The following is a 24,241-nucleotide window of genomic DNA, read 5'->3' as shown; positions in this document are numbered from 1 at the left end:
TGGCTATGGAGCCCGGATCGGCGCTCCGCTCTGGACAACGCTACGCGTTGACGAGAGCTTCGCTTGTCCGCGACGACACCGTTTGTTGGGTTAGTGGTGTCCCAACTCATTGGCGCCGCGGCTACGAATTCCTCCGCGTTGCGCTCGTCGCAATTGCCGCAGCCGCAGTCCGGTTCTCCACGCCCAGCTTCGCATAGATCTGCTCGAGATGCTTGTCGACCGTGCGCGGGCTCAATCCCAGGATCTGCGCGATGTCGCGATTGGTCTTGCCCTTGCTGAGCCAGGCCAGCACTTCCCCTTCGCGGGTGGTGAGGCCGAGCTCGCTGGTGAATTCCGGCGGCAACGCGGTGCCGGATTCCTTGGACAGCCGTAGCAGGAACTCGTTCGGCGCGGTTTCGCCCATGTAATAGAACCGGAGTTGCGGATTGTCGGGCAAGGAAGCGCCTTGCGACTTCGAGCTGCCCTTGCCCTTGCCCTTGGCCTGCTCTAGCCAGTGCAGCAGTGATGGCGGAAGGGCAAAGTCATCGGCCTGGGCCCCGTGGTGATCGGACAGCAGCTTCTGCGCCTGCGGGGTCGCCCAGAGGATGCTGCCCTGCCGGTTGACCGCGAACAGGAAGCGGCCGGAGACGTCGAGCGCGGCGCGCGCGCTCTGGGTCAGGCGGGCGTTGCCGAGATGGACACGGATGCGCGCCAGCATCTCCTCGATCACGATCGGCTTGGTCACGTAGTCGACGCCGCCGGCGTCCAGCCCGCGCACGATATGCTCGGTCTCGGCGAGGCCCGTCATGAAGATCACGGGGACGTTGGCAAGGCCCGCATCGCGCTTGAGGCGGCGGCAGGTCTCGAAGCCGTCGATGCCGGGCATCACCGCATCGAGCAGCACGATGTCGGGCGTGATCTGCTCGACGATGCGCATCGCCGCCGCGCCGTCGAGCGCCACCATCACCGTCATCCCGGCGCCGTCGAGCGCGTCGGTGAGCAGCCGCAGCGTCTCGGGAGAGTCATCGACAACGAGCGCGACGTCGCGCTTCTTCGACTCAATGCTCATGCGCATGCAACGTCTTCAATGTGGCCATGTACTGGTCGAGATCGAAGCGGTCGACCAGTGATCGCATCTGGGCGACGAAGTCGGCATGTTCCGGATGCTCGCTGCCGATCTCGTCGAGCTTCAGCTGGATGCCCTTGACGTAGCCGATCTGGCCGAGCCCGATCAGTTCCTCGATGTGTCGCACCGGCGGCCGTGAGCCGCTCTCGGGCTGCCAGAACGGCACCGCGATCTCGTCCGAGCCGTATTGCCATTCGATCTTGAGGAGTTGGCGGATCGTCTCCAGCAGCCGCGGAATGTCGATCGGCTTCATCAGATAGCCGTCGTGGAACGGTTGCGCCAGCGGCGTGCCGTGAGCCTCCAGCGCGCTCGCTGAGACCATCAGGATTCGGGCCTGGTGATGGCCGCTCGCGCGCAGCGTCTCCGCGACCGTCCAGCCGTCCATGCCGGGCATGGAGATATCGAGCAGGAACAGATCGGGCCGGCAATGCTGCGCCAGCGCGAGGCAGCCCGGGCCGTCGGTGGCGCTGAGCAGGATGAAGCCGAGCGGCGTCAGCACTTCGCGCAGGAGGTCGCGATGAACGGGGTCGTCGTCGGTGATCAGGATCGTCTTGCGCGCGCCGTGATAGCCGGAGACCGGCGCCTCCACCGGCGCGATGCGCTGGGGATTGGCGACCTCCGACAGCAGGATCTTGACCTTGAACGTGCTGCCGGTGCCGACCGTGCTCATGACCTTGATGTCGCCGCCCATGACGCCGGCGAGCAGCCGGCTGATGGTCAGCCCGAGGCCCGTTCCGGTCTGCGGCTGCGAGACACCGAGGGCGCCGCGTTCGAACGGCGCGAAGATGCGTTCGAGATCGTCGCCCTGGATGCCGGGACCGGTGTCGATCACTTCGAATTCGGCAACGGGGCTGCGATAGTGCACCACGAACTGCACGCTGCCGGTCTGGGTGAATTTGATCGCGTTGGAGAGCAAATTGATCAGCACCTGGCGCAGCCGCTTCTCGTCGGCATAGACCACGACCGGCAAGTGGGCGGGACGCCTGAACACGAAGTCGATGCCCTTGGCGGCGGCCTGAAGACGGAACATGCCGACGAGCTGGTCGAGGAATTCGCTGAGGCGAACCTCGTCGCGCGAGAGATACAGTCGCCCCGCCTCGATCTTGGAGATGTCCAGGATGCCGTCGATCAGGCCGGAGAGATGATCGGCGCTGCGGCGAACCACGCGGACCTGGTCGCGCGGCTTGGTGTTGAGCGTCGTATCCTGCTCGAGGAGCTGCGCATAGCCGCTGATCGCATTCAGCGGCGAGCGCAGCTCGTGGCTGAGGCCGACGACATAGCGGCTCTTGGCGAGGTTGGCGGATTCGGCGACCTCCTTGGCGCGCTGGAGCTCGGCGTCGGTGCGCTTGTGCGCGTCGATCTCCTGGATCAGCAGCGTGGTCTGCCGCCGCGTCTCGGCCTCCGCGGCGCGCCGGCTCTGCTGCGCCAGCACGAACAGCCAGGCCACCACGCCGATGATGATGCTGAGCGAGAAGAACACCTTCCACAGCACGTCGGAGACGAGCATGTTCTCGCCATGCGCGCTCGCGGAGGTCTGGAGATAGATCAGCCCCAGCACGAGCGCGACGAGGCCGGCCGAGATCACGAACACGCCGATGTAATGGCCGAGCTGCGAATTGATCCGCTGGTAGATCGGCTGCGGCAGGATCTTGCCGAGCGTCTCGGAGAATTGCGTCTGTACGCGCGCATGCGGCTTGCAGAGGTCGTGGCAGCGGGCGTCGAGCGAGCAGCACAAGGAGCAGATCGGCCCGGCGTAAGCGGGGCAGGAGGCCATGTCCTCCGGTTCGAACGAGTGCTCGCAGATGCAGCACTGGATCGCCTCGATGTTCTGCCAGCTCCGCTTCGGCTTGCGCGCGATGTAGTATTTGCCACCGGTCGCCCATGCGATCAGGGGGGCGGCGAGGAAGGCAACCGCCAGCGCGATGAAGGCCGACAGCGCCTTCGCGGTCGGCCCGAACAGGCCGTAGAAGGCGCTGATGGAGATGATGGTCGCGATCGTCATCGCACCGACGCCGACCGGATTGATGTCGTAGAGATGCGCGCGCTTGAACTCGATCTGCTGTGGCCGCAATCCAAGCGGCTTGTTGATGACGAGGTCGGCGACCAGTGCGCCGACCCAGGCGATCGCGACGTTGGAATAGAGTGCCAGCGTCTGCTCCAGCGCCTTGTAGACGCCGATCTCCATCAACAGCAGCGCCACAATGACGTTGAAGACCAGCCAGACCACGCGGCCGGGATGGCTGTGGGTCAGGCGCGAGAAGAAGTTCGACCAGGCGATCGAGCCGGCATAGGCGTTGGTGACGTTGATCTTGACCTGCGACAGGATCACGAAGGTGCCGGTCAGCGCCAGCGCGAGGTCGGGCTGTGACAGCACGTATCGAAATGCTTCGAGATACATATGCGCCGGCTCGGCGGCCTCTTCGGGCGGCACGCCGTGGCTGAGCGCGAAGAAGGCGAGGAACGAGCCGGCCAGCAATTTCAGCGCGCCGAGCACGATCCAGCCGGGGCCCGCGCTCATCAGTGCGATCCACCAGGAGGTCCTGGAGGCCCGACGGTCGCGCGGCAGGAATCGCAGGAAGTCGACCTGCTCGCCGATCTGCGCCACCAGCGAAAACACGACCGAGGCCGCAACACCGAACAGCAGCAGATCGAAATGTCCGTTGAGGTCGCCGTGCTCGCCCGAGAACTTGCGCCACTCCGTGAACGAGTAGGGGTTGGCCCAGGCGATCGCCGCAAAGGGCAGGATGTGCAGAATGATCCAGAGTGGTTGGGTCCAGAGCTGGAAGCGGCTGATCAGCGTGATGCCGTAGGCCACCAGCGGGATGATGACGACCGCACTGATGAGATAGCCGACCGGCCTCGGAATCCCGAAGCACATCTCGAGCGCGGACGCCAGGATCACGGCTTCGATCGCGAAGAAGATGAAGGTGAAGGACGCGTAGATCAGTGAGGTGACGGTCGATCCGATGTAGCCGAAACCAGCGCCGCGCGTCAGCAGGTCAATGTCGATGCCGCATTTGGCGGCATAATAGGCAATCGGCACGCCGCAGCAGAAGATGATGGTCGAGACCACGAGGATCGCGGCGGTGGCGTTGGTGACGCCGTAGTTCAGGGTGATGGTGCCGCCGATCGCCTCCATCGCCAGGAACGAGATCGCGCCCAGCGCGGTGTTGGCAACGCGGGCGGTGGACCAGCGACGCGCGCTCTTGGCCGTGAAGCGCAGCGCGTAGTCTTCCAGCGTCTGGTTGGCGACCCATTGGTTGTACTGGCGCCTGACGCGGTCTATTCGCTGCCGCCCTGCCACTTAATCCCACTCCCGATACGACCCGGATCCCTCGCAAATCCCGTACCAAAAGCCTACGTCGGCATTTTGCGGTGCAGTATACGCGATCTTGCGTATGCTTGCGCTGCACAAATTCGAGCCATCCTCACGGCACCAATCGCGTGTCCTCGAACAAAAGTGGGGTGCTCATGTCAGACGAAGCAAACAAGGGCCTGTTGTCGCCGCTCCGGCGCAAATTATTGATGGGAATGGCGGCGGTGCCGGCCATCACGATGCTGCCGCGGGCGTCTTTTGCACAGGCCCCGGCGACCTCGGCGGTCAATACCACGGGTCTCGCGGTCACCGACACCGAGGTGACGGTCGGCATCCTGCATTCGGCGACCGGCACCATGGCGATCTCCGAGACCGGCTCGATCGAAGCGGAAAAGCTCGCCATCGAGCAGATCAACGCCATGGGCGGCGTGCTCGGCCGCAAGATCAAGTTCATCCAGGAGGACGGCGCCAGCGATTGGCCGACCTTCGCCGAGAAGGCCAAGAAGCTGCTGGTCAACGACAAGGTCGCGGCGATCATGGGCTGCTGGACCTCGGCCTCGCGCAAGGCGGTGTTGCCGGTCGTCGAGCAGTACAACGGTATGCTCTATTACCCGACCTTCTACGAAGGCCTCGAGCAGTCCAAGAACGTGATCTACACCGGCCAGGAGGCGACCCAGCAGATCCTCGCGGGCCTGAACTGGATCGCCAAGGAGAAGGGCGCGAAGTCGTTCTTCTTCATCGGCTCCGACTACATCTGGCCGCGCACCTCGAACAAGATCGCGCGCAAGCACGTCGAGAACGTGCTGAAGGGCAAGGTCGTCGGCGAGGAGTATTATCCGCTCGGCAACACCCAGTTCAATTCGGTCATCAACAAGATCAAGCTGACCAAGCCCGACGTGATCTTCACTGACGTCGTCGGCGGTTCCAACGTCGCGTTCTACAAGCAGCTCAAGGCTGCCGGCATCGACCTCGCCAAGCAGCCGCTGCTGACGATCTCGGTGACCGAAGACGAAATCGACGGCATCGGCGGCGAGAACATCGCAGGCGCCTATGCCTGCATGAAGTACTTCCAGTCGCTCGACAATCCGAACAACAAGACTTTCGTGCCCGCGTTCAAGAAGATGTGGGGCGAGAAGACCGTGATCGGAGACGTCACCCAGGCTGCCTATCTCGGCCCGTGGCTGTGGAAGTTGACGGTCGAGAAGGCCGGCTCGTTCGACGTCGACAAGATCGCGGCGGCGTCGCCGGGCGTCGAGTTCAAGGGTGCTCCGGAAGGCTATGTGCGCATCCACGAGAACCATCACCTCTGGTCGAAGACCCGGGTGGGCCGCGCCAAGCTCGATGGCCAGTTCGAGCTGATCTACGAGACCGCCGATCTCGTCGAGCCGGATCCGTTCCCCAAGGGCTACCAGTAAGAAGCGCTACCAGTAAGGGCGCGGCCTCTGCCGCGTCTCCCTCGAGGCAAAACCGCTCCCTGGCGTGGATCGCAAGTCCATGCCCAAGACCCCCGCGTCGCGAACCTGCTCGCGACGCGGGACCCTTTCCCTGACGGAGGACATCGATGTTCGGCGACTACTCGATTGGCGACCTTGGCTCCATCTTCGTCATGCAGGGTTTTGCGGGACTGATCCTGTTCTCGGTCTACGTGCTGATGGCGCTCGGTCTTGCGATCATCTTCGGCCAGATGGGCGTCATCAACATGGCCCATGGCGAGTTCATGATCCTCGGGGCCTACGTCACCTGGATGACCTCCAATCTATTCCAGTCCTATTTGCCGAGCCTGTTCAGCGGCTACTTCTTCCTCGCGATGATCCTGGCCTTCGTCGCGTCCGGCGCGCTGGGAATGCTGGTGGAATGGGTGCTGATACGGCACCTCTACAAGCGCCCGCTCGATACGCTGCTCGCCACCTGGGGCCTCAGCCTGATGTTGCAGCAGGCCTATCGTTCGGTGTTCGGCGCGCGCGAGGTCGGCGTCGAGCTGCCGCAGTGGATGCTCGGCTCGCTGCACGTGACCGACAGCATCGAAGTGCCGATCAACGGCGTCTTCGTGATGTGCCTCACCGTGCTGATCACGCTGGGCGTCGCCTATGTGATGTACAAATCGCGCTGGGGCCGGCAGGTGCGCGCCGTCGTGCAGAACCGCATCATGGCCGGCGCCGTCGGCATCAACACCGAAAAGGTCGATCGCTATACCTACGGCCTCGGCTGCGGCATCGCCGGCATCGCGGGCAGCGCCTTCACCATGATCGGTTCGACCGGGCCGACCTCCGGTCAGCTCTACATCGTCGACACGTTCCTGGTGGTCGTGTTCGGCGGCGCCGCGAGCCTGCTCGGCACCATCGCCTCGGCCTTCTCGATCTCGCAGACGCAATCCACCCTCGAGTTCTTCATGTCGGGCTCGATGGCCAAGGTGCTGACGCTGCTCGCCGTTGTCGGAATCCTGATGCTGCGGCCGCAGGGGCTGTTCGCCCTCAAGGTCCGGAAGTAAGAAAATGGGGCTGATGCAATGACCGACAATCGGTTCTTCAATCGATCGGAGCTCATCGGAATTCTGGTGCTCGCGGTGTTCCTGGTGGTGGTGCTGCCGCTCTCGCTCGATGTCTTCAGGCTCAATCTGGTCGCGAAATACCTGACCTATGCATTCGTCGCGCTGGGGCTGGTGATCTGCTGGGGCTATGGCGGCATCTTAAGCCTCGGTCAGGGCGTGTTCTTCGGGCTCGGCGGCTACTGCATGGCGATGTTCCTCAAGCTCGAGGCATCAAGCGTGGAGAACACCAAGATCCAGTCGACCCCCGGCATCCCCGATTTCATGGACTGGAATCAGATCACCGCGCTGCCGTTCTTCTGGAAGCCCTTCAACAGCCTCACCTTTACCATCGCCGCTATCATTCTCGTGCCCGGCATCTTCGCTCTCATCATCGGCACCGCGATGTTCAAGCGCCGGGTCGGCGGCACCTACTTCGCCATCATCACCCAGGCCGTCGCCGCCATCCTCACCATCCTGATCGTCGGACAGCAGGGTTACACCGGCGGCATCAACGGCATGACCGATCTGCGCACGCTGAAGGGCTGGGACATCCGGCCCGACCACGCCAAGATCGTGCTGTACTTCTTCGAGGTCGGACTGCTGTTCGCCTGCATCATGATCGCGCAGTTCGTTCGGCACTCCAAGCTGGGGCGCATCCTGGTCGCGATGCGCGAGAAGGAGGACCGGGTTCGCTTCTCCGGCTACAGCGTCGCGAACTTCAAGATCTTCGCCTTCTGCATCGCCGCGGTCTTCGCCGCGATCGGCGGCGCCATGTTCGCGCTGAACGTCGGTTTCATGTCGCCCTCTTTCGTCGGCATCGTGCCCTCGATCGAAATGGTGATCTACACCGCGGTCGGCGGCCGGCTGTCGATCCTGGGCGCGATCTACGGCACGCTGCTGGTCAACTTCGCCAAGACCAGCCTGTCGGAAACCTTTCCCGAATTGTGGCTGTTTGGCCTCGGCGGATTGTTCATCGCCGTGGTCCTGGCCTTCCCGAACGGCCTTGCCGGGATCTGGGGCGACTATGTGCAGCCGCGCATCGATCGCCTGATCTCGTCACGCAAACCGAAACCCGAGGGCTGGACCGACAGCTCGGTCGCCGACGGCGCTCCGGCAGAGTGAGGAGATGATCATGCTCGTAGGTCACCACGATGCCGATGCCATGCTGGCAGTGAGGAGATAGGTCATGCTCGTCGGTCACCAGCCCAAGGAATTCCTGCTCGCCGTCGAAGCGCTCACCGTGTCGTTCGACGGGTTCAAGGCGGTCAATGATCTCTCCTTCTACGTGGACGAGAACGAGATCCGCGTCATCATCGGCCCCAACGGTGCCGGCAAGACCACGGTGCTCGATCTGATCTGCGGCAAAACCAAGGCCACGTCGGGCTCGATCCAGTTCCGCGGCAAGGAGCTGACGCGGATGAAGGAAAACGAGATCGTCAAGACCGGGGTCGGCCGCAAGTTCCAGAACCCATCGATCTACGACGATCTCACAGTGTTCGAGAATCTCGAGATCTCATATCCCCGCGGCCGCTCCGTGTTCGGCGCGCTGACCTTCACCCGCGACGCCGCCGTGCGCGACCGGGTGCACGAAGTCGCCGAAATGATCTTCCTGAAGGATCGGCTCAACGTGAACGCCGATCTGCTCAGCCACGGCCAGAAGCAATGGCTCGAGATCGGCATGCTGCTGATCCAGGACCCGGACCTCTTGATGCTGGACGAGCCCGTCGCCGGCATGAGCGTGTCCGAGCGCGCCAAGACCGCCGAGCTGCTCAATCGCATCATCAAGAACCGCTCGGTGCTGGTGATCGAGCACGACATGAAGTTCGTCGAGGACATCGCGCACAAGGTCACCGTGCTTCACCAGGGCCAGATCCTCTCCGAGGGGACCATGGAGAAGGTGAAGAACGATCCCAAGGTCGTTGAAGTCTATCTGGGTCATTAGGAGCGCGATGATGCTGGCAATTTCCGACCTCCACGTCGCCTACGGCCAGAGCGAGGTGCTGCATGGGCTCAACGTCAAGGTCGCGCCGAACGAGATCGTTGCGATCATGGGCCGCAACGGCATGGGCAAGACCACGCTGATGAAGTCGCTGATGGGCATTCTGCCGGCGAAAAGCGGCTCGGTGACCATGGACGGCGCCGAGCTCGGTGGTCTGCCGAGCTACGAGAGGGTGGCCAAGGGCCTCGCCTATGTGCCGCAGGGCCGCATGATCTTCTCGACCATGACGGTGAAGGAGAACATCGAGACCGGCCTCGTCGTCTCCGGCGGCACCGAGGTACCTGAAGACATCTACGAATTATTCCCGGTGCTGCTGGAGATGAAGGGCCGCCGCGGCGGCAATCTGTCCGGCGGCCAGCAGCAGCAGCTCGCGATTGCGCGGGCGCTCGCGACCAAGCCGAAGGTGCTGCTGCTGGATGAGCCGACCGAAGGCATCCAGCCGTCGATCATCAAGGACATGGCGCGCACCCTGAAGCGCATCCGTGACGAAAAGGGGCTCTCGATCGTCGTGTCCGAGCAGGTCCTGAGCTTCGCGCTCGAGATCGCCGACCGCGTGCTGGTCATCGAGAACGGCGAGATCGTCCGCGACGATCCGCGCGACGCCGTCGATGCCGCGCAGGTCTCCAAATATCTGTCCGTCTAACCAACCGTAGTAAAAGGGGAGCATCTCGATGCCAGAGACACTGATCAAGGTCGATCTCACCAAGTCGGCCTACGAAAATGACATGGTGCATAATCGCTGGCACCCCGACATTCCGATCGTGGCCTGGGTCAATCCCGGCGACGATTTCATCATCGAGACCTATGACTGGACCGGCGGCTTCATCAAGAACAACGATTCCGCCGACGACGTCCGCGACATCGATCTGTCGATCGTGCACTTCCTCTCCGGCCCGATCGGCGTCAAGGGCGCCGAGCCCGGCGATCTCCTGGTCGTCGACCTGCTCGACGTCGGCCCGATGAAGGAGAGCCTTTGGGGCTTCAACGGCTTCTTCTCCAAGCAGAACGGCGGTGGCTTCCTCACCGACCACTTCCCGCTGGCGCAGAAATCGATCTGGGACATCAAGGGCCTCTACACCTCGTCGCGTCACGTTCCCGGCGTCAACTTCGCCGGCCTGATCCATCCCGGCCTGATCGGCTGTCTGCCCGATCCGAAGATGCTGGATATGTGGAACAAGCGCGAGGCCGAGCTGATCTCGACCAACCCGACCCGCGTGCCCGGCCTTGCCAACCCGCCATTCGCGCCGACCGCCCATGGCGGCCGCGCCAAGGGCGAGGTCAAGGCGAAGATCGGCGCCGAAGGCGCGCGCACAGTGCCGCCGCGCGAGCATGGCGGCAATTGCGACATCAAGGACCTGTCGCGCGGATCGAAGATCTACTTCCCGGTCTATGTGCCCGGCGCCGGTCTCTCGATGGGCGACCTGCACTTCAGCCAGGGCGACGGCGAGATCACCTTCTGCGGCGCGATCGAGATGGCCGGCTGGCTGCATCTGAAGGTCGAGGTGATCAAGGACGGCATGGCGAAGTACGGCATCAAGAACCCGATCTTCAAGCCGTCGCCGATCACGCCGAACTACAAGGACTACCTGATCTTTGAGGGCATCTCGGTGGACGAGGCCGGCAAGCAGCACTATCTCGACGTCCACATCGCCTACCGCCAGGCCTGCCTCAACGCCATCGAATATCTGAAGAAGTTCGGCTACTCCGGCGCGCAGGCCTACTCGATCCTCGGCACCGCGCCGTGCCAGGGGCACATTTCCGGCGTGGTCGACGTGCCCAACGCCTGCGCCACGCTATGGTTGCCGACCGAGATCTTCGACTTCGACGTGATGCCGTCGGCGGCGGGTCCCATCAAGCACATCACCGGCGATATCCAGATGCCGATCTCGCCGGACAAGTAATCCCTGCGCGACGGGATGCGGGACGGCGCGTATCTGCCGCCCCGCATCCGCCGCCAGGTGTGTTGAACAGGCAAGAGCGTGGGGATGATGCGATGCCGGTCTATGAATATCTCTGTGACGACTGCGGTCCCTTCAAGGACCTGCGCCCGATGGCGGAATGCGACGATCCGCAAAGCTGTCCGCATTGCGAGACCATGGCGCCGCGGGTGATCCTGACCGCGCCGAATTTCTTCTGCATGCCGGCGGAGAAGCGCAAGGCGCACGCCGTCAACGAGCGCAGCACGCACGCGCCGCAGACGCTCGCGCAATACAAGGCCTCGCACGGCCCCGGCTGCGGCTGCTGCTCCACGGGCAAGACGGTCAAGGACAAGGGCTCGGCGGACAAGAAGAAGCCGGCGCGGTTGATGACCAAGAGCAGGAGCGGCGCCAAGGGTTTTCCAACGGCCCGCCCCTGGATGATCAGCCACTAACCCACGCGACCGCTCGATCGGCGGCCAACCCAGAACAACAAGTCAAGAACAGGAGCGGTCAAAATGCTTCACGGCGACATTTCCAGCAGCAACGACACCGTCGGCGTCGCAGTGGTGAACTACAAGATGCCTCGCCTGCACACCAAGGCTGAGGTGCTCGACAACGCCCGCAAGATCGCCGACATGGTGGTGGGCATGAAGGTCGGCCTGCCCGGCATGGACCTCGTGATCTTCCCCGAATACTCCACTCAGGGGATCATGTACGATTCCAAGGAGATGTATGAGACCGCCTCGGCGGTGCCCGGTGAAGAGACCGCGATCTTCGCCGAGGCCTGCCGCAAGGCGAAAGTGTGGGGCGTGTTCTCGCTGACCGGCGAGCGCCACGAGGAGCACCCGCACAAGGCGCCCTACAACACCTTGATCCTGATGAACGACAAGGGCGAGATCGTCCAGAAGTACCGCAAGATCATGCCCTGGGTGCCGATCGAGGGCTGGTATCCCGGCAATTGCACTTATGTCTCCGACGGCCCGAAGGGCCTCAAGGTCAGCCTGATCATCTGCGACGACGGCAACTATCCGGAGATCTGGCGGGACTGCGCCATGAAGGGCGCCGAGCTGATCGTGCGTTGCCAGGGCTACATGTATCCGGCCAAGGAGCAGCAGGTCCTGATTTCCAAGGCCATGGCATGGGCCAACAATGTCTATGTCGCGGTCGCTAATGCCGCCGGCTTCGACGGCGTCTATTCCTACTTCGGTCACTCCGCGATCATAGGCTTCGACGGCCGCACACTCGGCGAGTGCGGCGAAGAGGATTACGGCATCCAGTACGCCCAGCTGTCGAAGCATCTGATCCGCGACGCGCGCCGCAATGGCCAGTCGCAGAACCACCTCTACAAGCTGGTCCACCGTGGTTACACCGGCATGATCAATTCCGGCGAAAGCCCGCGCGGTGTTGCGTCGTGTCCGTATGATTTCTACAAGAACTGGATCAAGGATCCCGAAGGCACGCGCGACATGGTCGAGGCGATGACCCGCTCGACGCCGGGGACCGACGAGTGCCCGATCGAGGGCATCCCCAATGAGGCAGCAGCCAGCAACTACTGAGCTGTCGCGGATGTCGCAGGGTGGGCAAAGCGTTCGCGTGCCCGCCCCTCATCGCGAACCCGCGGACAGGGGCGCCAAGTGTGTTCGCGGCGCAGCGCCAAGCCCCGACTGGCGGGGCAGTTCTACTGTGCATGGGGTTGTTTTCGACGTTTTTGGGGGGAGGGGCGGATCAGCTCGCCACGCCTACCGCTTCTTCTGCTCGGGCTTGCGCGGTGGCCGCGGCGGCACGGGTGTGCCGGCCATCTTGTTGGCGGTCTCGCTGACGTCGAGCAGCGAGCGTCGAATGTCCTCGATGTAGCTCGCCGACTTCTTCCTCATGGTGTCGGTCAGCTCGCGCAGCCCCTGCACCGTTTCGAACAGCTCGTCGGCCCTGCCATCGACGAAGCCCGGCACTACGCCCTCGATCTTCGTGACCGCCTTGTCGAAGCCTGCGAAGGCGCTGTCGACCTTGGCCATGACGGAATCGATTTCGCCGCCCTTGCTCCTGAGGTCGGCGCTGGAGTTCTCGAATGTGCGGAGCCCCTCCTTGATCGCAGGGGCATTGCTCACGATCGTGCGGTCGACACTGTGCAAGGTGTCGACGATGGATTCGACGTCGCTGAGATCGGCGGTGAGCACGGGAATGCCGTCCGAATCAAGCGGCACCGGCGGTGCGGAAGGCGCTCCGCCGATCAGGGAGACCGCGGCGACGCCGGTGAGACCCTGGAACTCGATTCCCGCCACGGTGTCCTTGCGGATCGGCGCGGAGTTGTCGAGCAACACCAGCGCCACGACCTTGCGGGGATTGTCCAGCTTGATCGACAGGATCTGGCCCGCGAGCACACCGTCGAAATTGACCGGGCCGCCCCGGCGCAAGCCGCTGGCGGAACCGCCTTCGAACACCACGCGCAACTGGCTGCGACTCTGGATGGTGCGCCATTTCTGTACGCCGAGCAGGCCGCCGAACGCCACGGCGATCACCGCCAGCGTCGCCGTCCCGATCACCAGATTGCTCGCGCGTGCCATGCGGGTGCGATTTTACGACCAAAGCGGGGAAGTTGGAAGGAGTCCGAACGAGCGCAATGCTAACGCGGGCGGGTTAACGACTTGTCCGCCGTAGCTCGAAGAGCGAAGGCGGAAGTGTAACCCGCCACTGCTCTCCGCCGTGCAAAATGGCGCGCTAGTCCGCCCAACGCGACATCAATGCCCGGCCGCGCGCTTTGCCGCGGCATTGTTCAGCACGATCAGGGCATCGACCGCCACGCCCGTCCTGGTGTTGATCAGGAACGGATTGACGTCGATCGAGGCGATCCGGTCGCCGGCATCCGCGATCAGGTTGGACAGGCCGACCAGCGCCTTCACCGCGGAGGCCTCGTGCAAGGCCGGCTTGCCGCGATAGCCGCGCATCTTGATGCCGGCCTTGGTGCGGCCGATCAGGAGCCGCGCCTCGGCCTCGTCGAGCGGCGCGCCCGCGAGCGCGACGTCCTTCATCAGCTCGATGTCGATGCCGCCGGTGCCGAACAGCACGACCGGACCCATCTCGGCATCGAGCGAGGCGCCGACCACGAGTTCGAGGTCGGCCTTGACCTGCTGCGCGATCAGGATGCCGTCGAGCCTCGGCTTGCCCTTCAGCCGCTTCACCCGCGCGGTGATATCGGCGAACGCCTTCTTCACCTCGGCCGCATTGCTCAGGTTCAGCACCACGCCGCCGATGTCGGACTTGTGCAGGATCTCGGCGCTGACGACCTTTGCCACGACCGGGAAGCCGATCTGTTTCGCGATCTTCACGGCCTCCGCCGCCGTCTGTGCGGTCGCTTCCTTCGAGGTCGGGATGCCATAGGCCTTCAGGAGCTTCTTCGAGGCGACTTCGTCGAGCGCGGCGCCGTTCGCCGAAGTCAGCGCCTTTTCCAGCACGGCACGCGCGGCGGGTTTCGAGCTCGAGACGATGTCGGGTACTTCCTTGCGTAGCTTCGCATAGGCGAGCAGTGACTTGATCGCGGTCACCGCGCGGTCCATGCCCTGCATGACCGCGAGATGCGGCAGCGATTTGCGCAAGGACTTGGTGAACTCGGTGAAGCCGATCGACATCGCGCTGATGTAGATCACGGGCTTTGAGGCCCGGCTCGCCATCTCGTCGACGATGCGCAGGTTACGCTCGCGCAGCTCGTGCGGCGCCTTCGGCAGCTCGGCATCGATGATGACGATGTCGATTTCGGGGTCGTCGATCATCAGCTTGATCGACTTCATGTAGACGGAGGGATCGACGACCGCGGCAAAGCCGGCGTCAAGCGGATTGCCGACGATCGATCCGGGCCCGAGCATCCTCGCCAGCTCCGAGCTGACATGCGGGCTGAGCGGTGCGAAGTTCAAGCCTTCCGCATAGAAGGCGTCGATCAGCATGCCGCGCTTGCCGCCGGACAGCGTGACCGCGGCGAGCCGGTCCCCGTTGGGTACGGCGGCGTGGACGAAGCATTCGGTGGTCTCGATCAATTCGTCGAGCCCGCCGACCCGGATGACACCTTCACGCGTTGCGATTGCGTCGAACGTCTCGATCGAGCCCGCCAGCGCTCCGGTGTGCGCCATCGCCGCGGCGCGGCCGCCCTCGGATGCGCCGAGCTTGAGCGCGATCACGGGCTTGCTCGCCGCGCGCGCCGCCTTGCAGGCGTCGCGAAAGGCCTTGGTGTTGCGCACGCCCTCGAGGTAGACGACGATCACCTTGACGCTCGGATCCTCCGCGAAATAGCGCATCAGGTCCGGCGTCTCGAGCCCGGCCTCGTTGCCGGTCGTCACCATGTAGCCGACACCGACACCGCGATCCTCCAGCGCCTGGCGGATCGCCATGACGATGGCGCCGGATTGCCCGGCGATCGCCACCGCGCCCTGTTCCATGGTGACGATGCGGTCGTCGATATTGGTGAAGAGCTTTTCGCCGGCGCTTAAGTTGCCGAGGCAATTCGGGCCGGTGACGGCGAGGCCGGTTTCGCGGATGGCCGCTTGCAGTTCGGCGGCGAGCTTCTGGCTCTCGTCATCCTGCAACTCGCTGAAGCCGGAGGTGACGATGGTGGCCGAGCGCGCGCCGGCCGCGGCGGCATCGCGGATCACCTGCACGGCGAAACGCGCCGGCACCAGCACCAGGACATGATCGGGCTTTTCCGGGAGGGCTGCAAAATCCTTGTAGCAGGGCACACCCCAGATCGTCTCGCGCTTGGCGTTGACCGGATAGAGCCCGCCCTCGAAGCCGTATTTGACCAGATTGTTCCAGATGCGCTCGGCATAATTGCCGGGCTTGTCGGTCGCGCCCACCAGCACGATGTTGTGCGGGTGCAGCATGGCATGGATGCCTTTTACGATGTCGCTGGCGTCGGGCGATGGAGACCATGGGCGCGGAGAGGAGAATGCAGCAGATACGCGAGCTTCCATGGCGTGATCTCACCTGTTGTTCTTCTTGGTGGCGCGTCACTCTGTTCTATGGCGAGTTCTTCGCAGTAGCAACCACATGGTATGCCGTGTGATGGAATGAGCGATGCATCGCTGCTATTCATTCGCTCCCATCAGGACGCCATGCAGGACATAACGTTCGGGACCGGACGTGACGGCGTCGAACGGCCAGCAGGTGGCGAGCACGAGCTCGACATCCTGTGTCGCGGGATCGATGCCCGATGCGTCGAAACGGACAACGGTCGCAGAATCCACGCGATAGCGGAAATGCCTGCCGTCGCGGCGGGTGATCTCGATCACGTCTCCGATCGCGACATTCCGTAAGAAGCGGAAATGCGTATCGCGATGGGCGGCATAGACGGCAACGCCGCGTTCTCCGGCATCGGCTGTCCGCTCGATATGGCCGGGTCCGAAAGCGAGCGCCTGGCCGCTCGTGCCGTCCAGAACGATCGCACTGGCGCCGATCCGCTTCACCTCGATCCGGGCGACCGGCCAGGTATCGGCCCATGACCATGGCTTGACCACCTCTCCCGTCGCGACGCTTCTGTCGAACGCGCGTTCCAGCAGCACCTGCGCGAGCCACGCCTTGGCATGGATATAGGCGCCGTCGCCGAACAGGACGGCGCCGATCAGCGCGAGAACCAGGGGAGAGATGAGGCGCGGCATTGAGTATCTCTTGTTCGTCGTTCCGGGGCTCGCGTAGCGAGAACCCGGAACCTCGAGATTCCGGGTTCGGCTCTACGAGCCGCCCCGGAATGACATTCCCCAAAAAGGCGCGCGCGGCCGTTGGGTAGGGGACGGGCAGCCGCGCGCGCTAACAGAGGAGTTCGGGGGGCTCCTCTCTCAAGCGGCGTCAGTGAGCAAGGGCTGACGCCGGTTGAACACGAACAGGATCAGGGCGAGCACGATCAGGACCAGACCTGCGATCATCTTCAGCTCGGCCGAGGTGGCGGTCTTGGGCAGGCGGATCGCGTCGGGTGCGGCGGGGATCGGCCGCCTTGCCGCCGGCTGGTTGCGCGCATCGGCATGACGTTCGCGCAGCTGCGTCGGCACCTGCTGCGGCCGTTCGCCGAAGATCTTCTCGAAATCCCAGCCGGCCGGCAGATTGATCGGCAATTCGCTGAGCTTGAGCGGTTCGCCTTCGGGGCGGCTCGGCGTCTTGTCGATCGCGACGAGGCTGGTGAGCCGCGTGACGATCTGATGGTCGAGCGCCAGCGCCAGGATCGCCTTGTCGGCCTCTTCCGGCGTCATCTCGCGCATCGTGCGCGCCACTTCGGCGTCGCCGATCTTGCGCCTGGCCCAGAGTTTTGACAGGCCCTTGCCTTCGGCGGCATTCTGCAACGGCAGCGTCACCGACCACGGACGGTCGCCGACGCGTCCCTTGATCTCGAGCGAGCCTGCGAGCTTGTCGAGCCTGGCCGCCAGCACCAGGGGCTCGTCGCGATAGACGTCCGGAATGATCGCCGGGGTGACGTCGGCCGTGGCTTCGGAGAACTTTGCGCTGAGGCCGGTCACTGCCGGATTTTCCAGCTTCGCGAACAGGCCGCGCATGCGCTCCTCGACCTGCTCGACAGAGCCGATATGGGTGAAGGCGCCGCGGCCGAGCTCGGAAGCGCGCGTCATCAGATAGGTGTTTGGCGCGGACCCGATGCCGACCATGAACACGCGCGAGCGACCGCGCATCGCCATGATCGTCTCGAACAATTGCTGCTCGTTGCCGATCGCGCCGTCGGTCAGGAACACGACCTGGCGAACCATGCCGGTGTCACCGATCTTGTCGGTCAGCGCGGCGCGCATCGCCGGCACCATCTCGGTGCCGCCGCGCGCCTGCAAGGCGCTGACGAACGAGGTCGCTTCGCCGACATGGGCGGCATCCGCCGGCACGGAGGCCGGAAACAGCACGTCCATGGTATCGTCGAAGCGGATGACGTTGAAGCGGTCGGCCGGCTGGAGGCGGCCGAGGGCGTAGAGCAGGCTCGCCTTGGCCTGGACGATCGAGGTGCCGCCCATCGAGCCCGAATTGTCGATCACGAACACGACCTCGCGCGGCAGCGGCTTCTGCGTTGCCTGCTCGGCGCTCGGCGGCGTGACGAAGGCGAGCAGGTAATCGGCATCGCCGACATGCTCGCGGAACAGGCCGACCGACGGTGCTTTCTGAGCCGCCGGCTTCCACGTCAGTTCGAAATCGCGGTCGGCGGGCACCGCGCCGTCGGCGAGCGCGACGATGCGCGTCGCGTTGTCCGGGCTCTCGATCTTGACGCTATGATGGTGGCTCTTGACCTCGCCGAGCGCAAAGCCGGCCTTCAGACGCACTGTGATGCTGGTCGGGTTAGCGGGCGCATTCCTGGCGGGATCCAGCACCGTCGGGGAAATACGCTCGCGGTCGGGCACGGGATCGGACGTGGCGGCGCCCCAGCCGGAGCCGTCGTTGCGGAAGTCGACACTTTGTACAATCGGCGCCGGATTGTAGCGCGGGGCGACCACCAGCGGCACGCGGAGCGAATATTCATTGCCGGATTGATGCACCGGCTCCTGATATTCGATCTGCACCAGCACGGTTTCGCCGGGACCGATATTCGCCACCGAGTTGGTGAAGATGTTGGGCCGCTCCTGCTCGGTGAGCGCGGCCTTCTGGCCGGCGCTGCGCGCCTGCTCGTAGATCATGCGCGCCTGCTGCCGCTCCTTGATGTCGCCGACGATGACGCGGTCGCCGACCACCATCTTCAGCGTGTCGACGGCGCCATTGGTCGCGAGCGGATAGACATAGGTGGCCTCGACCCAGTCCTTGGTCGGATTGCGGAACACCTGGGTGACGCGGGTGCGCAGCGTCGGGCCTGATACCGTGATGTCGATATCGATGCCGAGGCGGATCGCTTCGGTGGTGGCGCCATCTTCCTTCAGGAGGAGGGTGCCGGACCTGGCATCGCCGGGCTGGAGCAGGCTGGCCTGTTCGGTCGTTGCCGACCAGCTCGTCCCGAAGCTCACCAGCAAGGCCACGAAGGCGACCAGCATCACCGCGATGCCCTGCGCGAGAAGAAACAATCCGAGCTTGATCAGCCGGCTCAGCATGGGGTGTTGGTCGCTGTCGGTTGTGTCGTAGGTGTCCATTTGGCCTGCTCCCGAAGGATGTTTGCAGGCTCAGCATCCGCCGGCAGGGCCTGATTTCGCGAGCAGAATGATCGGCAATGTTCCGCCGCGGCCGGCCCGGGCCGGGCCGCGGCCGGGTGGCCATGTGCGGTTTTGTGCTGGTTTGTCCGCCCTGCTAGAATGGTGCTCCCAAGGCAGGGGTGACGATGCAGACGCAGGGCGACAAGCAGCTTTCGGACGAGCAGAGCCGCGAGATCGCGGAGACCATTCGCGAGGAGCTCGCCAGGCGCCGGATCTCCCGGCAGGCGCTGGCCGAGCAGGCCAAGCTCAGCCTGTCGACGCTGGAGAAGGTGCTCGGCGGCCGCCGGCCGTTCACGCTGGCGACGACGGTCCGGCTGGAGCAGGCCCTAGGCGTGTCCTTGCGCAAGAGCGTCGTCGTCGTGGCGCCTCCGGCCGCGAACGATGTCGCGCCCGACAGCCTCGGCTCCTATGCGCATCGCGCGGTGACCTGGCTCGAGGATGTCTACATCACGCTGCGGCCGTCGTTCGGCGACAAGGACGCGATCTTCGCCTACCGCACCGAAATCTTGTGGGAGCCGAAGGTCTCGTCGCTGGTCTTCCGCGAGGGCGATCGGACCGATGCCGCCTATGAGCACACCGGCGAGGTCGCCGTGCCGCATCAGTCCGGCTTCATCTATCTCGTCATCATCAAGCACGGCCAGCATCGCGTGATCACGGTGTCGCGGCCGACGGTCGCCGGCGAGATGTACGGCATCATCTCGACGCTCCGCGCCGGTCCCGGCTCGCAGCTGACGCCGATTGCAGCACCGATCGCCTACGTGCCGCTCAGGAACGTTCCGACGCCGTCCTTGGGACGGGTCGCGCCCGGCGACGCCAACTATGAGCTGTACCGAAAACACCTGCGCCGCACGGTGGAAGAGCCGTTCGCGCTGTTCTTGCCGGCATAGGTTCGCCCTCGGTTCACCCTGGAGATCCGCGGACAAGGAGATGGCGGCCTCGCGGCCACCACCCCCCATGCTCGGACGGTTCGCCGAGAACTAGCCGCTCGGCTCCGCGCTGATGATGGGGCCGAACAGTTCCCACTGGCCGTTCTTGAACCGCCACATCTTGAGCTGTTCGATCGGCGCGAAGTCGGTGGGCGAGGTGTTGATCTTGATCCCCGGGATCAGCGTATCGGGGGCGAAGTCCTTCAGGCTGGCGGCCTGCTTCATCACGTTCTCGCGGGTGAGATTGTCGCCCGCCTGCTTCAGCACCTGCACCATCGTCTGGGCCGCGGCATAGCCGTAGACCAGATTGGCGTCCGAGATGTTTGCGCCGGGCATGTATTTGTCGATGAAGGCGATGAACTTCTTCATGCCCTCGTCGTCCTTCCATTGCGGATCCGACGCGTCCTTCAGATAACCGGCCGATAACACGCCCTCGGAGGCTTCGAGGCCGGCGGGCTTCATCACCGCGCCGATGGACACCGAGACATCCGTCATCAGGTGCATCGGCTTCCATTCCAGCTCCGCGATCTTCTTGATGGCTTGCGCCGCGAATTTCGGGGTCGAGATGTTCACGAAGACGTCCGCGCCGGTGCCCTTGAGCTTGACGATGTGCGAGTCGATCGATGGCTCCGAGGTCTCGTAACTCTCTTCGGCCACGATCAGCTTCGATGCCTTGTCGCCGAACACGTCCTTGATGCCGGCGACGTAGTCCTTGCCGAAATCGTCGTTGGCATAGAAGATCGCGACCTTCGCGTCCGGCTTCTCCTTCAGGATGTACTTGGCGAAGATCCGCGCCTCGACCCGGTAGCTCGGCTGGAAGCCCATGGTCCACGGGAAATTCTGCGGGTCGTTCCACTTGCTGGCACCGGTGGCGAGGAAGAGCTGCGGGATCTTCTTGGCGTTGTGATATTTCTGCACCGCGGTCTGGGTCGGCGTGCCGAGCGCGTTGAACACCAGGAACACTTCGTCGCTCTCGATCAGCTTGCGGACCTGCTCCACGGTCTTGGGCGGCGAGTAGCCGTCATCATAGGAGATCCAGTTGATCTTGCGGCCGTTGATGCCGCCCTGGTCGTTGATCATCTTGAAATAGGCTTCCTCGGTCTTGCCGATGACGCCGTAAGCGGAGGCGGGGCCGGAATAGGCCTCGACATTGCCGATCTTGATCTCGGTGTCGGAGGCGCCGGTATCGTACCTCTTCTGTGCGTAAGCCCCTTGAACCGAGAGCAATGTCAGGGCCGTAGCCGCCGCGAGCAGGACGCGTTTCTTGTTTTTCATGGAAATTCCTTGGGTTTCTTGTGGGTCGGAGCAGGCACTACAAAAGGAAAAAGCGCCCGCGAGAGGGGCGCTTTGGTCAGGCGTTGGCGACTTTCTTGTCGACTTCGGAGGCCGCCGAGAATTCCTTGCGCAAGGTCGGCTTGTGGATCTTGCCGGTGGCGTTGCGCGGCAGCGCATCGACGAAGCGAATTTGGCGTGGGCATTTGAAGCGCGCGAGATTGGCCGCGCAATGTGCGAAGACGTCGGTCTCCGTCAGCCTTTGTCCCGGCTTGACCGCGACGATGGCAAGGCCCACCTCGCCCCATTGCGGATCGGGAATGCCGATCACGGCGGCTTCGGCGATGGCGCCAAGCTGGTGCAGGACGTTCTCAACCTCGGCCGGATAGACGTTCTCGCCGCCGGAGATGTACATGTCCTTCCAGCGGTCGACGATGTAGTAGAAGCCTTCCTCGTCGATTCGCGTCGCATCGCCGGTGTGGAGCCAGCCGTCGGTGAAGGAGGATTTGTTCGCCTCCGGCCTGTTCCAGTAGCCGGGCGTGATGTTTGGTCCCTTCACCCAGAGCTCGCCAAGCTCGCCGACATCGGCGTCGCTGCCGTCGGGTCGCACGATCCGCACCTCCGTGTGCAGCACCGGCTTGCCGGCGGAGCCGGCCTTGCGCGCCGCATCCTCGCGGTCGAGCACCAGCACGGCCGGCGAGGTCTCGGTCATGCCATAGCCCTGCTGGAGTGCGACGCCGCGCGCCTCCCAGACCTTCAGCAGCGGCACCGGCATTGGCGCGCCGCCGACACCGCCGACGATCAGCCGGGTAAGGTCGGTCGTCGCGAAGGCGGGATGCTGCGCCATGAACTGGTAGATCGCGGGGACGCCGAAGAACACGTTGATGCCCTGCGCGGGATCGTTGATCAGGCCGAGCGCCGTGCCGGGATCGAAGGCCCGCATGATCATCACGGTGCCGCCGGCATGCAGCACCGGATTGGTGTAGCAATTCAGCCCGCCGGTATGGAACAGCGGCAGCACGGTGAGCAGCACCGAGGCCGGCCCGATGCAGGCGGGACCGCCGAGATTGACGCAATTCCAGAACGTCATGCCGTGGGTGATGGTCGCGCCCTTCGGATGACCCGTGGTGCCGGACGTGTACATGATGGTCGAGACGTCATCGAGTGTGACCTCCTCGATCCGGTCGAGCGGCTTTGCGGCGGCGATGCCGGCCTCGTAGGCCCCGCCGGGGCCGAGCAGCAGGCTGGTTGTGACGCCGCAGAGCTTGGCGACGCTCAGCGCCGTCTCGGCGAGGTCGGCATCATGGATCATCACCTTCGGCGCGCAGTCGGCGGTGATGAACTGGAGCTCGGGAACGGTGAGGCGTGTGTTCAGTGGCACGAAGATCGCACCTAACCGCCCGCAGGCAAACTGCACCTCCAGCGTATCGGTCGTGTTCAGCGCCAGCACCGCGACGCGTTCGCCGCGCGAGACCTTCAGCGTGTGACACAGGAACGAGGCGAGACGCGAGACCCTCGCATCCAGCTGCGAATAGGTGAAGCGGCGCTCGCTCGCGAGGTCGATGACCGCGACCTTGCCAGGCGTGCGGCGGCCATGATGGGCGATCCAGTCGTAGTAACGAACGGCCAAAAAACCCTCCCTCGGCGGTCTTGTGCCGCCTGTATCCCTGTTGCCGTGCACCATGCCCGGCGTGGCCCTGGGGCCAGCCGGAGTTTGTGCAACACGTCTTTTTTGATTTGGAGTTGGCGCGCGAGGGGCGAAAATCGTCTTGCGTTGAGTTGCTAGGTGATGGCCTGCTGAATGGCCTTACCGGGCCAGCCACTCCGCGCAAGTGAGCTGCCCAGGTTCCAGCCATGGTGGATGAGACGAATCCGTCCGCGAGGCGAGAGTGCGATGAAGAACCCGTTCTATGCCGCCGAGCACGATGCCTTCCGCGACGTGATGCGCCGCTTTGTCGAGAAGGAGATCTCGCCCTTCGCCCATGAATGGGACGAGGCCGGCGAATTTCCCCGCGCGCTCTATCGCAAGGCGGCGGAGATCGGCCTGTTGGGGCTCGGATTCCCCGAGGAATACGGCGGGATTGCCGCCGACCAGTTCATGAAGATCGTGGCGAGCCAGGAGCTGGCGCAGGCCGGCGCCGGCGGCGTCAGCGCCAGCCTGATGAGCCACACCATCGGCTCGCCGCCGATCGCGCGTGCGGCGCGGCCGGAGGTGAAGGCGCGCGTGCTGCCGCAGGTGCTGGCAGGCGAGAAGATCTCCGCGCTCGCGATCACCGAGCCGGGCGGCGGCTCGGACGTTGCAAACCTTCGCACGCGGGCGCGGCGGGACGGCGATCACTACGTCGTGAGCGGCGAGAAGACCTTCATCACCTCGGGCATGCGCGCCGATTATCTGACCGTCGCCGTGCGTACGGGCGGCGAGGGCGCCGGCGGCGTCAGCCTGCTCCTGATCGCGGGCGACACGCCCGGCCTGTCCAGGACAAAACTGAAGAAGATGGGCTGGTGGGCCTCCGACACCGCGACGCTGCATTTCGACGACTGCCGCGTGCCGGCCGAAAATCTGATCGGCGAGGAGGGCCAGGGCTTCAAGATCATCATGCAGAATTTCAACAGCGAGCGCATGGGTATGGCGGCGGGCTGCACCGCCTTCGCACGCGTCTGCCTCGACGAGGCGATTGCCTACGCCAAGGAACGCAAGACCTTCGGCAAGCCGCTCGCCCAGCACCAGGTCATCAGGCACAAGATCGTCGACATGGCGCAGAAGGTCGCGGCCTCGCAGGCGATGCTGGAGATGTTGGCCTGGCGCCTGGAGCAGGGCGAAAGTCCGGTCGCCGAAATCTGCATGATGAAGAACCAGGCAACGCAGACCATGGCGTTCTGCGCCTCGGAAGCCGTGCAGATATTCGGCGGCGCCGGCTTCATGCGCGGCATCAAGGCCGAGCGCATCTACCGCGAGGTCAAGGTCAACGCCATCGGCGGCGGTACCGAGGAGATCATGAAGGATCTGGCGTCGCGGCAGATGGGGCTGTGACCTTC

The 24,241-nt window shown here is 64.2% G+C and carries 18 protein-coding genes; 10 read left to right on the top strand and 8 right to left on the bottom strand.

The genetic code is table 11. From position 1 onward, the window contains the following. Window positions 1-121: 121 nt before the first annotated feature. Both WN73_RS36840 and WN73_RS36835 read right to left on the bottom strand, forming a co-directional pair. Window positions 122-1,054 carry a response regulator gene (locus tag WN73_RS36840; RefSeq protein WP_442870132.1) on the bottom strand — a complete coding sequence of 311 codons (933 nt, stop codon included), beginning with the start codon at window positions 1,052-1,054 and terminating at the stop codon, window positions 122-124. Continuing rightward, window positions 1,038-4,409, bottom strand: coding sequence for a hybrid sensor histidine kinase/response regulator (locus WN73_RS36835; protein WP_271557147.1), 3,372 nt, complete (start codon window positions 4,407-4,409; stop codon window positions 1,038-1,040). The genes WN73_RS36840 and WN73_RS36835 overlap by 17 nt, the downstream gene beginning before the upstream one ends. 167 nt (window positions 4,410-4,576) lie before the next feature. Here WN73_RS36835 and urtA point away from each other — a divergent pair, with 167 nt between their 5' ends. The 8 genes from urtA to WN73_RS36795 all read left to right on the top strand — a co-directional run bounded on the left by urtA (window position 4,577) and on the right by WN73_RS36795 (window position 12,422). After that, window positions 4,577-5,836 (top strand): urea ABC transporter substrate-binding protein, encoded by a 1,260-nt coding sequence (gene urtA / locus WN73_RS36830; RefSeq protein ID WP_038965210.1) that lies wholly within the window; start codon window positions 4,577-4,579, stop codon window positions 5,834-5,836. 146 nt (window positions 5,837-5,982) lie between these two features. Continuing rightward, a complete protein-coding gene (urtB, locus tag WN73_RS36825; protein ID WP_060909468.1) occupies window positions 5,983-6,909 on the top strand; it encodes an urea ABC transporter permease subunit UrtB in 927 nt (308 codons plus the stop codon). An 18-nt stretch (window positions 6,910-6,927) separates the two neighbouring features. After that, window positions 6,928-8,070, top strand: a complete 1,143-nt coding sequence (gene urtC, locus WN73_RS36820) for an urea ABC transporter permease subunit UrtC (protein ID WP_011083790.1) — start codon at window positions 6,928-6,930, stop codon at window positions 8,068-8,070. A 64-nt stretch (window positions 8,071-8,134) separates the two neighbouring features. Next, entirely contained in the window at window positions 8,135-8,890 is a 756-nt protein-coding gene (gene urtD / locus WN73_RS36815) for an urea ABC transporter ATP-binding protein UrtD (RefSeq protein ID WP_011083791.1), read from the top strand. Window positions 8,891-8,900: 10 nt separating this feature from the next. Further along, the gene (urtE, locus tag WN73_RS36810; protein WP_161532940.1) at window positions 8,901-9,590 is read left to right on the top strand and encodes an urea ABC transporter ATP-binding subunit UrtE; all 690 of its coding nucleotides are present in this window, start codon (window positions 8,901-8,903) and stop codon (window positions 9,588-9,590) included. A 28-nt stretch (window positions 9,591-9,618) separates the two neighbouring features. Beyond that, window positions 9,619-10,848, top strand: coding sequence for a formamidase (fmdA, locus tag WN73_RS36805; RefSeq protein WP_271557137.1), 1,230 nt, complete (start codon window positions 9,619-9,621; stop codon window positions 10,846-10,848). A 92-nt stretch (window positions 10,849-10,940) separates the two neighbouring features. Further along, window positions 10,941-11,318, top strand: coding sequence for an FmdB family zinc ribbon protein (locus WN73_RS36800; protein WP_060909466.1), 378 nt, complete (start codon window positions 10,941-10,943; stop codon window positions 11,316-11,318). A 63-nt stretch (window positions 11,319-11,381) separates the two neighbouring features. Continuing rightward, complete coding sequence (locus WN73_RS36795) at window positions 11,382-12,422, top strand: aliphatic amidase (RefSeq protein ID WP_271557133.1); 1,041 nt, start codon at window positions 11,382-11,384, stop codon at window positions 12,420-12,422. A gap of 183 nt (window positions 12,423-12,605) precedes the next feature. On the opposite strand, the gene WN73_RS36790 is transcribed toward WN73_RS36795, so the two are convergent. From WN73_RS36790 to WN73_RS36775, 4 genes are all read right to left on the bottom strand, one after another. Beyond that, entirely contained in the window at window positions 12,606-13,427 is an 822-nt protein-coding gene (locus tag WN73_RS36790) for an MlaD family protein (RefSeq protein ID WP_271557130.1), read from the bottom strand. A gap of 174 nt (window positions 13,428-13,601) precedes the next feature. Next, window positions 13,602-15,821, bottom strand: a complete 2,220-nt coding sequence (locus WN73_RS36785; RefSeq protein ID WP_271557128.1) for an acetate--CoA ligase family protein — start codon at window positions 15,819-15,821, stop codon at window positions 13,602-13,604. Window positions 15,822-15,935: 114 nt separating this feature from the next. After that, window positions 15,936-16,505 (bottom strand): class GN sortase, encoded by a 570-nt coding sequence (locus WN73_RS36780; protein ID WP_271557126.1) that lies wholly within the window; start codon window positions 16,503-16,505, stop codon window positions 15,936-15,938. A gap of 177 nt (window positions 16,506-16,682) precedes the next feature. Next, window positions 16,683-18,947 carry a marine proteobacterial sortase target protein gene (locus tag WN73_RS36775; RefSeq protein WP_271557124.1) on the bottom strand — a complete coding sequence of 755 codons (2,265 nt, stop codon included), beginning with the start codon at window positions 18,945-18,947 and terminating at the stop codon, window positions 16,683-16,685. A 185-nt stretch (window positions 18,948-19,132) separates the two neighbouring features. On the opposite strand from WN73_RS36775, the gene WN73_RS36770 reads away from it, so the two are divergent. Then, window positions 19,133-19,894, top strand: a complete 762-nt coding sequence (locus WN73_RS36770; RefSeq protein WP_271557122.1) for a helix-turn-helix transcriptional regulator — start codon at window positions 19,133-19,135, stop codon at window positions 19,892-19,894. Window positions 19,895-19,984: 90 nt separating this feature from the next. Here WN73_RS36770 and WN73_RS36765 read toward each other — a convergent pair whose 3' ends face one another. Together WN73_RS36765 and WN73_RS36760 are read right to left on the bottom strand one after the other, a co-directional pair. Further along, the gene (locus WN73_RS36765; RefSeq protein WP_271557120.1) at window positions 19,985-21,208 is read right to left on the bottom strand and encodes an ABC transporter substrate-binding protein; all 1,224 of its coding nucleotides are present in this window, start codon (window positions 21,206-21,208) and stop codon (window positions 19,985-19,987) included. 76 nt (window positions 21,209-21,284) lie between these two features. Further along, window positions 21,285-22,835, bottom strand: coding sequence for an acyl-CoA synthetase (locus tag WN73_RS36760; protein WP_271557118.1), 1,551 nt, complete (start codon window positions 22,833-22,835; stop codon window positions 21,285-21,287). 264 nt (window positions 22,836-23,099) lie between these two features. On the opposite strand from WN73_RS36760, the gene WN73_RS36755 reads away from it, so the two are divergent. Continuing rightward, window positions 23,100-24,236 (top strand): acyl-CoA dehydrogenase family protein, encoded by a 1,137-nt coding sequence (locus tag WN73_RS36755; protein ID WP_271557116.1) that lies wholly within the window; start codon window positions 23,100-23,102, stop codon window positions 24,234-24,236. The last annotated feature ends 5 nt before the right edge of the window (window positions 24,237-24,241 follow it).

The organism is Bradyrhizobium sp. CCBAU 45394, assembly GCF_028128655.1.
Taxonomy (GTDB): Bacteria; Pseudomonadota; Alphaproteobacteria; order Rhizobiales; family Xanthobacteraceae; genus Bradyrhizobium; species Bradyrhizobium diazoefficiens.
Note: the sequence above shows the minus strand (reverse complement) of the source record. Positions and strands in the feature narration are given on the sequence as shown.

Coding starts and splice junctions, on each gene's coding strand:
- fmdA (WP_271557137.1), top strand. CDS start 9,619: ATGCCAGAGACACTGATCAAGGTCGATCTCACCAAGTCGGCCTACGAA.
- urtD (WP_011083791.1), top strand. CDS start 8,135: ATGCTCGTCGGTCACCAGCCCAAGGAATTCCTGCTCGCCGTCGAAGCG.
- urtC (WP_011083790.1), top strand. CDS start 6,928: ATGACCGACAATCGGTTCTTCAATCGATCGGAGCTCATCGGAATTCTG.
- urtA (WP_038965210.1), top strand. CDS start 4,577: ATGTCAGACGAAGCAAACAAGGGCCTGTTGTCGCCGCTCCGGCGCAAA.
- urtE (WP_161532940.1), top strand. CDS start 8,901: ATGCTGGCAATTTCCGACCTCCACGTCGCCTACGGCCAGAGCGAGGTG.
- WN73_RS36790 (WP_271557130.1), bottom strand. CDS start 13,427: ATGGCACGCGCGAGCAATCTGGTGATCGGGACGGCGACGCTGGCGGTG.
- WN73_RS36755 (WP_271557116.1), top strand. CDS start 23,100: ATGAAGAACCCGTTCTATGCCGCCGAGCACGATGCCTTCCGCGACGTG.
- WN73_RS36800 (WP_060909466.1), top strand. CDS start 10,941: ATGCCGGTCTATGAATATCTCTGTGACGACTGCGGTCCCTTCAAGGAC.
- WN73_RS36780 (WP_271557126.1), bottom strand. CDS start 16,505: ATGCCGCGCCTCATCTCTCCCCTGGTTCTCGCGCTGATCGGCGCCGTC.
- WN73_RS36775 (WP_271557124.1), bottom strand. CDS start 18,947: ATGGACACCTACGACACAACCGACAGCGACCAACACCCCATGCTGAGC.
- WN73_RS36770 (WP_271557122.1), top strand. CDS start 19,133: ATGCAGACGCAGGGCGACAAGCAGCTTTCGGACGAGCAGAGCCGCGAG.
- WN73_RS36840 (WP_442870132.1), bottom strand. CDS start 1,054: ATGCGCATGAGCATTGAGTCGAAGAAGCGCGACGTCGCGCTCGTTGTC.
- WN73_RS36765 (WP_271557120.1), bottom strand. CDS start 21,208: ATGAAAAACAAGAAACGCGTCCTGCTCGCGGCGGCTACGGCCCTGACA.
- WN73_RS36785 (WP_271557128.1), bottom strand. CDS start 15,821: ATGGAAGCTCGCGTATCTGCTGCATTCTCCTCTCCGCGCCCATGGTCT.
- WN73_RS36795 (WP_271557133.1), top strand. CDS start 11,382: ATGCTTCACGGCGACATTTCCAGCAGCAACGACACCGTCGGCGTCGCA.
- urtB (WP_060909468.1), top strand. CDS start 5,983: ATGTTCGGCGACTACTCGATTGGCGACCTTGGCTCCATCTTCGTCATG.